The organism is Oligoflexus tunisiensis, from assembly GCF_001748245.1.
GTDB classification, from domain to species: Bacteria; Bdellovibrionota_B; Oligoflexia; order Oligoflexales; family Oligoflexaceae; genus Oligoflexus; species Oligoflexus tunisiensis.
Genome location: NZ_BDFO01000001.1, coordinates 6,835,089 through 6,850,571, shown reverse-complemented (window position 1 = coordinate 6,850,571; position 15,483 = coordinate 6,835,089). Strand labels below are relative to the sequence as shown.

Annotated in this window: 11 protein-coding genes; 7 read left to right on the top strand and 4 right to left on the bottom strand. The window is 55.8% G+C overall.

The features are described 5' to 3' along the window. Positions 1-123 precede the first annotated feature (123 nt). Entirely contained in the window at positions 124-1,482 is a 1,359-nt protein-coding gene (locus OLTU_RS28450; protein WP_141736114.1) for an OprD family outer membrane porin, read from the bottom strand. After that, positions 1,479-3,584 (bottom strand): family 20 glycosylhydrolase, encoded by a 2,106-nt coding sequence (locus OLTU_RS28445; RefSeq protein ID WP_176737051.1) that lies wholly within the window; start codon positions 3,582-3,584, stop codon positions 1,479-1,481. Before OLTU_RS28445 ends, OLTU_RS28450 begins: the two co-directional genes overlap by 4 nt. A gap of 227 nt (positions 3,585-3,811) precedes the next feature. Between OLTU_RS28445 and OLTU_RS32555 the strand changes: the two genes are divergently transcribed. The 7 genes from OLTU_RS32555 to OLTU_RS28410 all read left to right on the top strand — a co-directional run bounded on the left by OLTU_RS32555 (position 3,812) and on the right by OLTU_RS28410 (position 12,535). After that, positions 3,812-5,503, top strand: coding sequence for a UTRA domain-containing protein (locus OLTU_RS32555; RefSeq protein WP_218110338.1), 1,692 nt, complete (start codon positions 3,812-3,814; stop codon positions 5,501-5,503). Then, positions 5,500-6,603 (top strand): N-acetylglucosamine-6-phosphate deacetylase, encoded by a 1,104-nt coding sequence (gene nagA / locus OLTU_RS28435; protein ID WP_141736112.1) that lies wholly within the window; start codon positions 5,500-5,502, stop codon positions 6,601-6,603. Before OLTU_RS32555 ends, nagA begins: the two co-directional genes overlap by 4 nt. After that, positions 6,584-7,603, top strand: coding sequence for an SIS domain-containing protein (locus tag OLTU_RS28430; protein ID WP_176737050.1), 1,020 nt, complete (start codon positions 6,584-6,586; stop codon positions 7,601-7,603). Before nagA ends, OLTU_RS28430 begins: the two co-directional genes overlap by 20 nt. A 122-nt stretch (positions 7,604-7,725) precedes the next feature. Continuing rightward, on the top strand, positions 7,726-9,561 hold the full coding sequence (gene nagE, locus OLTU_RS28425; protein WP_141736891.1) for an N-acetylglucosamine-specific PTS transporter subunit IIBC: 1,836 nt from the start codon (positions 7,726-7,728) through the stop codon (positions 9,559-9,561). Between the two features lie 13 nt (positions 9,562-9,574). Then, the gene (locus OLTU_RS28420; RefSeq protein WP_141736110.1) at positions 9,575-9,832 is read left to right on the top strand and encodes an HPr family phosphocarrier protein; all 258 of its coding nucleotides are present in this window, start codon (positions 9,575-9,577) and stop codon (positions 9,830-9,832) included. Positions 9,833-9,835: 3 nt separating this feature from the next. Continuing rightward, entirely contained in the window at positions 9,836-11,575 is a 1,740-nt protein-coding gene (ptsP, locus tag OLTU_RS28415; protein ID WP_141736109.1) for a phosphoenolpyruvate--protein phosphotransferase, read from the top strand. A 12-nt stretch (positions 11,576-11,587) separates the two neighbouring features. Then, positions 11,588-12,535 carry a glycoside hydrolase family 18 protein gene (locus OLTU_RS28410; protein WP_141736108.1) on the top strand — a complete coding sequence of 316 codons (948 nt, stop codon included), beginning with the start codon at positions 11,588-11,590 and terminating at the stop codon, positions 12,533-12,535. A 48-nt stretch (positions 12,536-12,583) separates the two neighbouring features. Here OLTU_RS28410 and OLTU_RS28405 read toward each other — a convergent pair whose 3' ends face one another. Together OLTU_RS28405 and OLTU_RS28400 are read right to left on the bottom strand one after the other, a co-directional pair. Next, positions 12,584-13,246 (bottom strand): hypothetical protein, encoded by a 663-nt coding sequence (locus OLTU_RS28405; protein ID WP_141736107.1) that lies wholly within the window; start codon positions 13,244-13,246, stop codon positions 12,584-12,586. Between the two features lie 178 nt (positions 13,247-13,424). Next, positions 13,425-15,401: a tetratricopeptide repeat protein gene (locus OLTU_RS28400; protein ID WP_141736106.1), complete on the bottom strand. Its 1,977-nt coding sequence runs from the start codon at positions 15,399-15,401 to the stop codon at positions 13,425-13,427. Between the last annotated feature and the right edge of the window lie 82 nt (positions 15,402-15,483).

Sequence of the window (15,483 nt, the reverse complement as noted above, 5' to 3'; positions counted from 1 at the left end):
TCAGAGGCGTTCTTTTCGTTCACATTTTTTCCGGGCCGTATCCATGCCCTGGTTACATTGGCGGGTGAGTACGGTGGCATCAGCCCTTTGCCACCGCATAGGAAACACCGGCTTGAGAACCCATCAGAGTATGGAAGTGCTGTAAACCAGCATGACCTTCAGATCATCCGTACTGTAGAGCCCATAGCGCGCATAAAGAGAGCCCGGGTCGTTCGGATCCAGGTCGGTCCCGCCTGATTTCAGATGCGTATAGTGGACCGCAGTCGACAGGGACTTCAATGGTCCATCCGCAAAGGAAAAGCTCAGATCCAGGTTGTAACCGCGCTCATAGCCTTCCCGATCCGTTCGCTCGTGGTTCGCATTGAAACCGGAGATATGCCCCGCTTGAATCACATTGACTCCTGTATGGATCGAAAGAAGATTCCACTTCACGGCGGGCGGTTTGATCCCGAGATTCAAGGCCCGTTCACCATCCTTGTTGAAATCTGAAACGGCATTCCACCAGTAATCCAGGCGTCCCTGGCTGTTGCCATAGCCGGCGCTCATACGGGGAACGAACTCAGGCACCGCGCACCAGAAATTCACCTGCGTGCCGACATATTCCAGCGTGAAGGTCCAGGACTCCGGGGTGGAGAGCTGCATGCTGACGACATTCTGTTCCCCGAAGGAATCCTTGCGACCGATGAAATCCGCACCCATCACCCGAAAGCGATAGTGCTGATAATTGGCGGAAAAGTCGGAGCTGCCCACCTTGCCCTTCCAGCCGAGTTTGCCGAAATGCCGCTTTTGCCAGCCGGTGGCGAGACCCGCTGCGCCTTCCACATAAAGTCCGCCTTCGAGTTGATACTTGAGACCGGCCGTCTGCATTTCCTTGATCCTGTCGCCACCGGGATCCTGAAAATATCCATACTCCGTGGCCCAGGGTGTGCGATAGGCATCGGCCCAGGCGTAGTTGAAGGAGAGCCCCGCCCATTGCGCATCCAGCTGAGCGCCGCGATAGGTGCCCGGGAAGAGAAAGCCCCAGTTGGTTCCCAGGACGCCGGCATTGAGCTGATCATAACCGGCCCGCAGTTTCCACTTCATATCGCCAAGATCGTTTTGAACACCGAGCGTGGCCCGATTCAGCGCCACCCCATCAAGATCCGTATGAGCCCAAATGTTGGTTTTGCCGTCAACGCTATCCGCTGTCTTGGAACAGAAGGCCACTTCCGAACAGCGGTAGTCTTTCTCAAAGTTAACAGCTGCGATCCAGCCGAGATCGGCTTTCAACCAGCCGCCGAGATAACCGGAACTCATATCAAAAACAGTGTTGATGACGTTGGACTTCATTTCCTGTGAAGGCCAGACGGGATCCTTCAGGTTGCCATCGGTGCGCCGCCTATAAAAGTAACCGGTGGTGATCGAGGCCTGCTGCGCAAGAGCCTGCAGTTCGAGACCGAGGAGCAAAAGTATTCCGACGCGTATCCAGGTGGGTCGTGTCATGGCTGGCTCGTCAGCTGACTGGTTCCTGGTCCAACCCGGTACTGAACACCATAGGCCTGCAGGCGCGGCAGATGCCAGTGCTGAAGACGTTGAGCGAAGTTGTCCCAGTTCTGCAGACGCTCGGCTGTCCAGGCGATTTCAGCCAGAGCGACCACGCGGGGGAAGGCGCGATAATCAAGATCCTGCCGGGTCCAGATCGTTTCCGACCAGAGGTTGCCCTGCATACCGCGGATGTTTTTGCGATCCCGGGCGGAAAGATCCGCAGAAGCGCCCTTATAGGAATAGACCTTGGCCGTATCAATGGTTCCTGCCCAGTAGTAACCCGGCTCGCGAGGATCCTCGCTATAAGCCAGATCAAAGTAGAGATGATCAGCCGGATTCAGAATCACAGGGTAACCAAGGCGCACGATACGGTCGATTTCCTTGCTGGATTTCCAGGCAAAGGTGAGAACATCGCGATTCGGAAAACCGGGTCCGGCGATGATCTCTTCCCAGCCCGCGATTTTTTTGCCGTGCTTTTCCACCGACGCCTTAATTCTTTTAAAGAAGTAATTCTCCATATCAAGTTTGGTTTTCAAGCCTTCCGCAGCCATGAGCTTTTTGCACTTGGGCGAACGCTCAGGATTCCACACGCCTTCGGGCACCTCGTCCCCGCCCACGTGGATATAGGGCCCGGGGAAAAGTTCAGAAACCTCCTTCAGAATGTTATCCATAACTTCATAAGTCACCGGCATGCAGGCGGAGAGGACATTGTCGCGATAGGCTTGAACGCTTTCATAGACCGACTCATCCTCGGGATCCACGAGCTGCGGAAGGCTTTTCAAAAGGGCACGCGCATGCCCCGGCATGTCAATTTCCGGAATGATTGTGATCTGACGCTCTTTCGCATAGGCGACCACATCACGAATTTCAGCCTGAGTATAAAAACCGCCCTGTTTTTCCGGACCGGAACCGAGCGCAGGAGCCAGCGGCAAACCAAAACCGCGGAAGGCACCGACGTCAGTCAGCTGAGGATAGGCACGAATCGCAAGACGCCAGCCTTCATCATCGGTGAGATGCCAGTGAAATTGATTCAGCTTATGCATGGCCATTAGATCGAGGAGACGCTTGACATCAGCGATGGGACGGAAATTTCGCGCCACATCCAGATGAAGTCCCCGCCACGCGAAACGTGGATAGTCGGTGATTTGAACCGCGGGAAGCATGGCCGTTTTTTGGGGAGGCGGATTCTCCTGATAAAAGGCTGCGGGAAGGAGCTGGCGCAGACTCTGCACCGCGTAATGAAATCCGGCAGGATCCTTGGCCTTGATCGTGATGAGGCGCGGCTTGATGGTCAGGCTATAACCTTCGGCCTCTGGAAATTTCGCATCATGAGCCAGGCGGATAACGGCAGCCTTGGCTGGAGCTTTCTCCACAAGATTGAGACGCAAACCCATCGCCGCGTGCAGAGCGTTACTGAAAAAACGGGCCGCATCGGCAGCGCCAGGCGCCTTGCCATCGACGATGAGAACAGTGGACGCATTCAACTCAAAACCGGGGCCTTTTTTGGCTTCATATTGAACAGGCCGCGGAATGAGAGGAACGGCCGGTTTCGGACCAGCGGCAAGACGTGTGAAGATACGGTCACTGGCCACGGTGGGGCGCTTGCCGTCATCGATCGGTGCCTCCACCTTGAGTTCCCGCAGCTGCAGGCGCCCCGCAGCATCCTGATAGCTCACGAAAAAACCGGCTGGCGCATCGGTTCCATGCTTGAGAAACCACTTGCCGAGCAGTTCCATCTCAACCTTTTGGCCTGGAAGAAGAGGCTTCGCGGGGTCCGTGCTGCGAACGGAATAAAAATCACCGTTGCGATCCTTGCCTTCGACAATCCGGGCTCCACTCAGCTTCAGGATGGGGCGCACAAAACTGAAATGCAGGGTCCAGTCCTTGTACGGTTCCGTGCTGGTATTTTCAAACTTCATGGACGCCCGGAACGTATCGTCCGGCTTGTTTTCCAGAAGTTGGAACGAGACGGCCGGCCCCGAACCCTGCGCCGTCTCTGCATTTGCCGTTCCTGCTGCCCAGCACAAACTGATGAGTCCCAGAAGAGATGCGATCTTCATAGTGGTTACTCCTGAATCAGTGCACTTTGTGTGCATTGTTTGGGGAAGTAATACCAATCCAAAACCACTTTGAGCAATGTCTTCTTCTGTTTCCCCTTTGAAATTTTGTAAATGCGAATGTGTTGGATAGTTACATGTAACTACACAAAGTTCCTCATTGTCTGAACTGGTATTAGCGTGGTACTCACATGTCCATATTCGGCTTCTCAACACAAGGGAGATGAGCTTTGCACAGACGACCGAAATGTTTTGCGGGTGCAATCATCAGTTCTCAATCGCTGGACCTGCTTGTCGAGTCGGAAGCAGGGGAGCGTCTTATTTCCTGCTCTCTGCCACCTGTGCCGCAGGATGATCCGGCGGCGCTCTGGAATGGATTGACGGCATCCCTCGGGGATCTGCCTCTGCACCAGGTGCATCTGGCCCTGGGTCTTGATACCGCGAAAACCTCGCAGTTTCGACGGCAATTGATTGAAAACGCACCACGCTTCTGTTCGCTGGAAGTCGCCAGCGATATTCATATGATCCTGCTCGGCGCTCACGGTGGTGAGCCGGGACTCGTGTTGGGTCTTGGCTCCAAGGTCCTGGCGCAATGCTTTGATGCCGAGCGCCATTCCCATCGCAAGGGCGGCTGGGGTTTTCCTTTTGATATCGGCAGCACCGGCTGGCTTGGCTGGCAGGCTCTGTCGCAGACGCTGTCCCTGCTCGATGGCCGCCTTTCGACGGAATTCAGTGACGCGATGCTGCACCAGGCTCTGCTGGATCAGTGTGGACCGAGTCCGGAAAAAATTCGTGACTGGCTTCTCGCGGTTCAGGCTGCTGATTATGAGCGCCTGGGGTATCTCGTCCTGGACCACGCTGATCAAAATGATCCGGCCGCTCTGGGACTCATGCAAAAGGCAGCGGATGAAATCGGCCAGTTGATTCGCTCGTTTGACAAGGACCAGAGTCTGCCTTTAAGCCTTTTTGGTTCCGCCGCAGAACGAATGAAGCCCTATCTTCCGCCCTGGCTTCAAAAGTGGGCCGGACCTGCGCGTCGGACCGCTTTGGATGGTGCGGTGCTGATGGCCCGGCAGCCGGATTTGCACGAGATCTGCATCGTGCCGCAGATGTCGTGGAAGGTGCAATCCACGTCGAAACTTAAGAATTCGATCGATGCTCTGCGGCCGGATCCGGACGCGACAACACCGCTCTATATTCAGTTGAAAAATAAATTTGCTCAGGCCATCCAGAATGGGCTCTGGTCCCCTGGTCATGCGCTGCCTTCGGAGCGTTATCTGTCCGAAGCGCTGGATGTGTCGCGCATCACCATTCGCAAGACGCTCGAATTGCTGCTGGAGGAAGGTTTAATCGAACGCCAGCAGGGCGCCGGAACATTTGTGAAGCAGAGGATCGAACAGCCGATTTCCGTGCTGACAGGTTTTTCGGACGAGATGAAGGCCCGCGGCATTCAACCGGAAACGCGGGTGCTGGAAAGTTTTATCCGCACCGCCACGGCGGAGGAGGCTCTGACGCTCAGTCTGAAACCGGGACAGCAGGTGGCTTTCCTCAAACGCTTGCGCCTGGCGGATGGCAAGCCGGTGGCGGTGGAATATTCGGTTCTGCCGCGACATGTGCTGCCGAATCCCTATGTGATGACGGGTTCCCTTTACGCCTATTTGAAAATGCAGAAGTTAATGCCCGTGCGCGCGCTTCAGCATCTGAGGGCCAATATCGTCAGCAGCACGGAACGTGATCTTCTCCAGGCGAACGATGATACCGCGGTGCTTTATATCACGCGCGTCGGCTACCTGGCCGACGGAACGCCGGTGGAGTTCACGCATTCCTACTACCGTGGCGACAGTTATGATTTTATCGCCGAATTGCAAACGGACAAAAATGTTGAAGCGACTCCGCAGCATCGAGGACGGGCTCCTCTATGACAACACTCCAGGGTCGCATTCTGACAACACAGGGATGGGTGAATGGTTTTCTCACCTTCGATCACCGCATTACAAGTGTGGAACGGAGCCTCGGCGCCTCGACGATGAAGACCATCATCCCCGGATTTATTGATCTGCATGTGCATGGGGGTCAGGGTGCGGATGTGATGGAAGGCGCGGCGGCCATTCGAAAATTGGCACGCTGGCACGCCTCGCATGGAACCACAAGCCTTTTGGCGACCACAATGTCGGCGCCGCTTCCGGAACTGCGCGGGGTCCTGCGTGATGTTCAGGCCGCCTGTGAATGGCCCATAACCGATGGGGCGCGGGTGCTCGGCGCGCACCTTGAAGGCCCTTTTATCAATCAGGACAAACGCGGCGCTCATCCGCCGGTGGCGACACCTGATCCGGATGGGCATGAGATTTTGGATCTGTGTGCGATGGAGGCTGTGCGTGTGATCACGCTGGCCCCGGAAACGATCCAGAATCATCGGGTTTTGGACTGGCTGAAAAAGGAGGGGATTCGGGTGCAGCTGGGGCATTCCAAATCATCCTATGAAGAAACCGTGACAGCCTTGCAGCAAGGAGCCTCAGGTTTCACGCATCTTTTCAATGCGATGTCGGGCCTGCATCATCGCAACCCCGGGATGGTGGGAGCGGCCTTTGCCCGCGCGGAATATGCAGAAATTATCCCGGATCTTTTTCACGTGCATCCGGGGGCGATGCTCGCGGCGTTTCGTGCCATACCGAGGCTCTACTGTGTGACCGATGCCTCCGCAGCCAGCGGCATGCCCGATGGAGCGTATCCCCTCGGTTGCCAGCAGGTTTTCAAGTGCCCCAACGGTGTGTATCTGGAGGATGGAACCATAGCCGGCAGCATCCTGACCATGGACCAGGCTCTGCAAAATCTTTTGGAAATCGGTCTATCGTTGGAGGAAGCCGTCTGCCGCCTTTCGCTTTATCCGGCCGACTACCTGGGCCTGACCGATCGCGGGCGGCTTGATGTTGGCGCGTTTGCGGATTTGATCGTCCTGGATGCGAACGGAAGGCTCGAACAGGTTTATGTGGAGGGAACAGCCATTGAAGCATCTCATGATTGAAGAGGCGCTCGCGGCGCCCCGCTTGATACAGCAGCATATCGACCAGCCGCATCCGCAATGGCAGGAATTTTTTCAGGAACTCCGCACGCGATCCGTCCTGCAGCTGGTGACTATAGCCCGTGGCAGTTCGGATCATGCCGCTCAGTACTTCAGCTATGCGGTGGCTCGTCGCATGGGGTTGATGCCGGTTTCCCTTTCCCCTTCGCTCCTGACGTTGCACGAGGCCGCGTTACGCTGGGGTCACGCGTTGACCCTGGCCATTTCCCAATCGGGTGCAAGCCCTGATCTTTGTCATGCGATGCAAAAGGCAAAGGACGGAGGAGCCCTGACCCTGGCCCTGATCAACCAGGCGGATTCGCCCCTCTCCCGTGTGGCTCGTCATGTTCTGCCCATGGGCGCCGGAGAGGAACGCAGTGTGGCGGCCACCAAATCGTTTCTCCTGAGCCTTGTGAATGCTGTGATGATGCTGGGCTTTTGGGAGGACGATCAGGCACTTTGGTCCACGTTAAAGCGTTTGCCGGATCGCCTGGACCATGCCCTGCAGATGACCCGTGATCATAACCTGGATTTTGTGCAGGCTTCGAGTCTTCTGGTTTTGAGCCGCGGCCAGGGACTGCCCATCGCCCAGGAAATTGCTCTGAAATTCAATGAAGTCTGTCGTCTTCCGGCTCTGGCTTATAGTGCGGCTGAGTTTCGGCATGGGCCCATGGCTTTGGTGCGCGCAGGCGATCCAGTGCTGGTGATCGGTTTGCGTGGACCGGAACTGCCGGGTCTTTTGGATACTGTGAATTTTTTGAAGGAGCTAGGGGCATCCGTTATCTTTGTGGCTCCGGAAGGAACGCCACACGCAAGCATGCCCTATCCTGTGGACGGCGATGCGCTCTGTGATCCGATCGTGGCCGCGCAGATTCTTTATCCCTTGATCGCAAGGCTGGCCTTGCGACGCGGCTATGATCCCGATCAGCCCGCGCATCTGCGCAAAGTTACGATGACCTTGTAGCCTGATTTTTTTCGAACGTTGCAACACAGAGGCCATCTTTATGGTCATGGGACGGTTTTGCCTTTTTTTAACCAGGAGGAGGGAACATGAATACAGAGAGCGTGAGATCCAGCCTTGCTTCCATGAGCGTGCTCGGTGCCTTGCAAAAACTCGGGCGCGCGTTGATGCTGCCGATTGCTGTGCTGCCCGTTGCGGGTTTGCTGCTGCGACTGGGATCACCTGATGTCCTGGACATCGCCTTCATGAAGGAGGCCGGAGCCGCCATCTTTGGTCACCTGGCGCTGATTTTTGCCATCGGCGTGGCGGTGGGACTAAGCAAGGATAATGCAGGTGCGGCCGCGCTCGCTGGAGGCGTGGGCTATCTGGTGCTCACGAGTTCCTTGAAAGCCCTGGCACCTGATGTGGACATGGGAGTACTGGCCGGCATCATCAGTGGTGTGCTGGCCGGGCTTGCGTACAATCGCTTTCATACCATTCGCCTTCCGGAATGGCTCGGATTTTTTGGAGGCCGACGCTTTGTTCCGATTGTGACGGCCGGGGCTGCTCTGGTTTTATCTTTTATCTTTGCCTTTGTCTGGCCTGTGGTGCAGGCGGGAATTAATGCGGTTGGGCAGTGGATTATTCATTCCGGAGGCATAGGTGCCTTTGCCTATGGAACACTCAATCGTCTTCTGATTCCCACTGGCCTGCATCAGGTGATCAACAGTCTCGTGTGGTTTGTCTTCGGTGAATTCGAGGGAGCAAAGGGCGATCTGGGACGTTTCTTTGCAGGGGATCCCACAGCGGGAACTTTCATGGCCGGCTTTTATCCGGTGATGATGGGCGGTTTGCCCGCGGCCTGCCTGGCCATGTATCACATGGCTCCGGTGGAGAAACGCAAGGGCCTCATGGGCATGCTGCTCGGTGTGGGGCTGACCTCATTTATCACGGGTGTGACGGAACCGGTTGAATTCATGTTTATGTTCCTGGCTCCCGCTTTGTATGTGGTTCATGCCGTGCTTACCGGTCTTTCGCTGGCACTCTGTTATATCCTGGGAATCAAAGCCGGATTTACCTTTTCCGCCGGCGCGATCGATTTTGTCCTGAGTTATAAGCTGGCCACCAACGGCTGGATGCTCCTTCCGCTCACCGCGCTTTGGTTTGGTCTTTACTATGGATGCTTTGTTTTCTTCATCCGGTTTTTTCAGATCAAGACACCGGGACGCGAGGGGGCTGAAGTTCAGACCGTCACCGTTGTGCCCGCAACGTCCGGCACCCCAACCATTCCTGCAGCTCAATTTATTCACGCCTTGGGTGGAGCGAAAAACATCGTGCACGTGGATGCCTGTGTCACCCGTTTGCGCCTTGTGCTTCGGGATAGTTCTCTCCTGAAGGACGCCGAACTGAAAAATCTGGGCAGCAAGGGTACCATCCGACTCGACCGGACCCACGCTCAAGTCATTCTGGGGTCTCAGGCCGAGCCGGTCTGTGATGAGCTGCGCAGGATCCTGCAATCCGGATTTTCCATTATCGCGCCCATTGATGGCGAGATTCTGCCTCTGGATCAGGTGCCTGATCCTGTCTTTTCCGACCTCCTGGCTGGTGATGGAGTGGCCATCAAGATCACCGGAGATCGGGTGGTGGCCCCCTGTGATGGCATTATCGAAAAAATATTCAAAACCAACCATGCCTTTGCCATGAGGGCCGATTCGGGCGCCGAGATTCTGGTGCATGTTGGCCTTGATACCGTGGGTTTGAATGGCCAGGGCTTCACCCGCGTGGCTCACGAGGGTCAGCGGGTCAAGAAGGGTGAACCGATTTTCGTGCTGAACCTTGATGTGCTGACCGAAAAGGCCAAATCGCTTATTACGCCGATTGTGGTGGCGAATTCCGATGCCTTTCAGATTCTTCACAAAAGCCAGGGTCCTGTGGTCGCAGGCCTGGACGCCATCTTCACCATCGCTCAACCGACTCAATAGGGGACCGGACGTCATGTACACCAGGACTGTAAAATTGAACGCCAAGGATGGATTGCATACCCGCCCGGCCGCTCTTTTTGTGCAGGAAGCCAAGCGTTTTGCGAGTGAGATTTCCATCGAAGCGGGAGGCAAAAGTTCGAGCGCCAAGAGTCTGTTCAAGCTGCAGCTCTTGGAACTGAGTCAGGGTACTGAAATCAGAATCGTGGCTCAGGGAGAGGATGCCCATCAGGCGATTGAGCATCTCAGTGAATATCTTGGGAATCTGAGGTGATGTATGACGAGCACGGAATGTATCCAGGGAACGATCGCTTCGCAGGGCTACGCGTATGGACAGGCTTTTCTGTGGCGTGAAGGACCGGTTCGTCTGAAACCGGGCGCCGAGAAAGCGACCGACTGCAGCCATGAGGTGAAGCGTCTGAATCAGGCTCTTGCCACTGTGCGACGGCATATTCAGGATGTGCAGGACAAGGCTGAGACGCTGTTTGATGAAGCCACTCAGGCCCTCTTTGAAAGCTATCAGATGCTGTTGGATGATGAGGAACTCCTGGAGACCATTACGGACCTCATGGAACGGGAAAGCATTCGTGCCGAGTATGCCGTCCATCGGGTAATGGAGGATCATGCCAGGGCCATCAGCCTTCTCGATAATCCGTATCTGAAGGAGCGGGCCACCGATATCCGCGATCTGTCGCAGAGGATCCTCAAGGAACTGCTTGGCATCGTCCCGGGACCACTCCCTGATCTGACCGATCGCATCCTGGTGGCTGAGGATCTATCGCCGGCGCAGTCGGTGCAACTCAATCTGCATACCCTGCAGGGACTGCTCACCGATCTCGGCGGCACGACGTCGCATACTTCGATCCTCGCCCGGGCCTTGAACATTCCAGCCATCGTTGGAACCCGGCATGCAACGCGCATGATACAGAACAGTGATTGGGTGTTAATGGATGCCGTGAGCAACCGGGTGTATGTGAATCCGGACCCTGAGCTCGTGCAGCTCTATGAAGCCTCGCGCGCGCGGCATCAGGAGGAACATAAGAGGCTGGCGGAACTTGTGCATGTGCCGGCGCAAACCCTGGATGGTCATGCGATCACGCTGGCAGCCAACATCGGTTTGCCCGAGGAAATCCCCGCGGCCTGCAAAACCGGGGCGCAGGGAATCGGGCTTTTTCGCACGGAATTTCTGTTCATGAATCGTTCGAATCTGCCGGACGAAGAGGAACAGTTCGCAACCTATCGATCCGCACTGGTGCAGATGCATCCGCATGCCGTGATCGTGCGGACGATGGATGTGGGCGGCGACAAGGATCTGCCGCATCTTGGACTTCCGAAGGAGGATAATCCCTTCCTCGGTCTGCGGGGCATTCGGGTCAGCCTGCGCCGGCCTGAACTCCTGCGGACCCAGTTCCGCGCCCTGCTGCGGGCCAGTGCCTATGGCTCCCTAAAGATCATGTGCCCCATGATTGCCACGGTTGAGGAAATCATTGAAGTGCGGAGCGTGCTGCAGGACGTGCGGGAGGAACTCACAGCGGAAGGGATCAGCATCGCCTCGCACGTGGATCTCGGCATCATGATCGAGACGCCCGCGTCCGTGATGCTGGCTCACCAATTGATTCGCTATGTGGATTTTTTCAGTATCGGGACCAATGATCTCACGCAGTATACGCTCGCGGTCGATCGCGGCAATATCGAGATCCGTGATCTTTATCAGCCCTATGCCCCGGCTGTGCTGCTGATGATTCATCAGGCGATCCGTGCCGCGATCGGTGCCGGCAAGTGGGCCGGCGTATGTGGGGAGCTGGCGGGTGATCCCCGGGCTGCTCTCCTTTTGATTGGTTTTGGTGCGACCGAACTGAGTATGAGCGCCGGTTCGATCGCCCGTGTGAAACAGGCTCTGATTCAAACGCATCATCATGAACTCAAGGAATGGTCGGAAAAGGCTCTGCAATGTGCCACGGCAGCCGAAGTCAGTACGCTGCTCGAGGCATTGAGGTCGCACATATTTCAAGACTAGAGGGGGTTTCTGATGAAAAAGTGGTTCATGTCAACGGTATTGGCCGCCTGTCTGGGATCAGGATCCGTGGCGGCGGAGGTGGGACTTTACAGCCTCCTGGCCGATGATGCCGACGCACGCTACCCGAGTCATGCGGATTGGCAACCGGAACTGCATCGCTATCAGCAGGAAGGATTCAGCACGCTCTATTTCACGTTCATTCGCCCGGATACGATGAGTGTGCCACCGGCTTTCACGCGGCTCGCGCGCAGTCGCGGTACGAATCAGCCGGGAGCGGTCCCGGCTGGAACGCGCATTATCTTTGCTGTCGGCGGCATCGCTTACAGCACGGGTATCAATCCCTGGCCCTGGCTGACCTCACCGGAAGCCGCCAGGTCCATGGCGCAGCGCGTGGCCCGTTGGTCGCATGAACATGGAGCGGATGGCATTGATCTGGATATTGAAGAGGGAGCCGGCAACGATCGCAGAGCCGGGAAAAATCTGGTGGAGTTTGTGCGGGAGTTGAAACGTCTCAATCCGAATTTTCTCGTGACACTGCCGGTCTATGGCTACCCCCAGGTGGATGCGGCCAATACTTTGGTGAATGCTGCGTTTGGACCGGATGGAACGGATTACGGTCTGGTCGATTCGATCGGCATTATGGTTTATGAAGGCACCATGGCCCTTGATTACATCGGCAATTACGCAAAGATTCCGGGCAAGGATCGCTGGGAGGGTTTTCCGATTCAGGCCGATGTGCCCAAACGGAAGATTCTTTTGGGGCTCAAGGGAACAGCCTCTGATGCGACGATTCGTTCCATGACGACGGCCGTGAAAGCTCAGAATTTAGGTGGAGTGATGGCCTGGTATGGATCGGTTTTGCATCAGGGGCAGAAGGCCCTGCAGTATAGTACCGAGTGGGATTCCAGTCGGATTCAGAGTGGGGAATGGCAGCAGGCCAAAGTTCAATTGAGTCACTGAAGGACAAAGCTCCATCCGACTTTGACGTCGGATGGAGTTCCTGAAGCTTTAGATTTTCATGCCAAGAGTCAGCGCGATTTCCTGACCTTCCAGAACCACGCCTTTCACTTTCATCTTATCCCGACGGGTGCCTGTGAGAGCAAAACCCTGGCCGTTGTAGTTATTCCGGATGGAAGCGCGACCGCTGGCCACCGTGCTCGAATATTTGTATTCGAGACCCAGATCGGCGCCACCCAGATTCAGGGAACCGCCTAAACCAACGTCACCGTTTACGATAGGGGTGTAGCGGCCTTCGGTGGTGCCGAGTTGCTCATCATCAAACTCCTGAGCAAGCTGCTGACGGGACAGACCGCCCAGAATAAAGACCTTGCCCGTTTCTGTTTTGGCGAGGTTGATGCGGGTGAAGGCATTCAAAATGGTCTGGTCAATTTGAACTTTTGTCGTGGGATAGTAGCGGGCGAAGCTCAGACCCAGACCGAATTCCAGAGTGTCATCAATCGCATTCACGGCCGCGATACCAAAACCTGCGGTGTTGAAGTGGTCTTCATTCATGGTGAACGTGTCTTTGCCCAGGCCATCGGCGACATAGATGACTTCTTCCGAGTCGAGGCGCAGGTTGGTGTGGAACGCGCGGGTTTCAACCTGGACTTCCGCCAGTGCGGAAGAGGCTGTCAAAGTGGCTAGAAGAGCGGTTGCGAGTACTGCTTTCATTTGGGTCTCCTGTTGAATCTCATGTGATGGACACAGCCTCACGTTCGGGCTGCGAAGGAAGACGAGATTCGGACAGGTTTATTGCAGGATCTTCCTGAGCTCAATAGGCAGTGCTGCCGTAGTTTGTTTATGTGGTTCAATGTGGTGTGGAAACCCGGCCTGGACCGGGTCCTGGGGCTTACTGGGGTTTTTGCGATTTAGCGTATTCGAGAGTCTGCTGAATCAATTTGCGATGGCCGGAGCGGGCCACGGTTTTATTCGCCAGGTATTCCTTGCAGACCGCAATCAGATCATCCCAGCGGGAGACTTCCACATAGTAACTGAGAAGAGTGTTCAGGGCGGCCTCACCCTGCTCGGTCTTGGGGGCGAGTTTGATCAGACCATCGAAGCGCTTCATGGCATTGTCGTAGTGTCCGAACTCGAACAGAGTCTGCGCCGCCGTATAGAGCGCGGGAATGTTCTGCTCGTCCTCGGGCCAGTTTTTATAAAAGAAATCGATCTTTTCAATCAGAGTGTTTTTGCTTCGGGTCAGAGGCACAGGGCTTTTCGCCTTGCCAGGCTCGGGAAGTTGCGGCACGGCCTGTGTGGAATCCCAGTTGGCGGCCGCGACGACGAGACTGTAGGCTGCATCGCGGCGATGCTGACTTTTGGTGTCATTGGCGATTTTGGTCAGGAGCTGAATCGCCCGCTCCATCTCACCGTTTTGAAAGACCAGCAGCGCATAGTTGTAACGGGCTTCATCCTGCGCATCACTGTTGGGATACCATTCCATGAAGAGATCATAGTAGCTCTTGCTGATCACCATCAGCTTGCTGGCATCATAAAGGGGCTGACCTTTGACCGCCTTGGGTGGCGGCTGGGAAGCCATCTTCTCCGCTTCCTGCTGAATTTTGGAAGCCGTCAGAATCAGGTGATTCGACAGCTGTTTTTGATAGCTGTCCACCAGCTGCTTATCCTTCCGCCATTCCTTCATCCATGGGTTCTCATCATCGAAGAGGGAGCGGATTTTTTTATAGCCTTCGAGAACCTTATCGAAGCTGCGGGTCTGGATGAAAAGGTCGATCTGGCTCATGAGATTGCGCGGATAGTAGCGACTTTCCGTTTCTTCGGGCAGATACTCGGCGAAAGCGGATTCCGCCAGCCTGCTGTCGCCATCGCGGATGGCATCAACAGCGAGGTAGGTGAGATAGGTGTGATAGCCGGCCTTGGGCTTGTTTTCCTCGAAGTATTTTTGCACTTCGGCCTTGGGACTGCGCATTTCAGCGAAGACCCAGGCGAGGTCGACGGCGGCCTCCTCTTTCAGTTTGAAGACGGGTTTATAGGCATCCCAGTCGTTCATCAGCTTATGCGTCAGGCGCAGAGCCACGGCCGCTTTTTCCAGACCCGCCTTGCGTTTCGCCTCATCCTTCTCGGTCTGGGTGCGCATGATATGAACCCAGGCCAGCTTGTAGATGGCATAGGGGCGAACCGGAGTCGTCTTGTTATCCATCACGCTTTTGAGAAGACCTTCCGCTTTGTCGTATTCCTTCAGCTGGAAATGGTATTCCGCCAGAGCGAGGTTCACATGCGGCATGAAACTGGACTTGGGGAAACGCTTTTTGAACTGATCGAGGAAGAGGAACAGATTGGAGTTCTGCGTGCGGGCCAGCAGGCGAATCAGCAGGTACTGGTTGCGATCCTGTTCAAAGGTGGTGTCATTGACGAGTTTACGGGCAAAACCCACGGTTTTGAAGGAATGGGATTCAATTTCCGATTGCTTGGGAATCCGGCTGCGGGCGGTGGCATCCTGCAGACGCCAGTCCTTGGATTTGAAGTAAAGCTCGCGTTCGGCCATCATGCGCTGAAAAGCGGAGATTTTCAGGGAAACCTCGACCATCTGCTTGGCCAGGAGGAAGGCGCGGCCGCTGCTTTCCTTGGAAAGGTCGATCTGCTCGAGGGTTTTGAGTTCCTCCACATATTTGGCGTGCGCTTCCTTCAGGTCCTCAAAGTCCTCATCGAAGTTCAGGTCGGAGAGGAAATCCTCATGATCCTCGTAACGGGGGGCGGCGGCATAAATATCCTCGGCCCAATGGCGAACGTCGGGACGCATGCGCTCCGAACGGATGGAACCATTCAGCAAGGACGAGGCGATAAGTCCCAGGGCAATCGCTTTCATAATCAACCCACAAGTTGCAAATGGAGTGTTGGTTCCCTCCATTATGCCCGAACTTGGGACCGGGGGCCACCCCGCTGCGCGG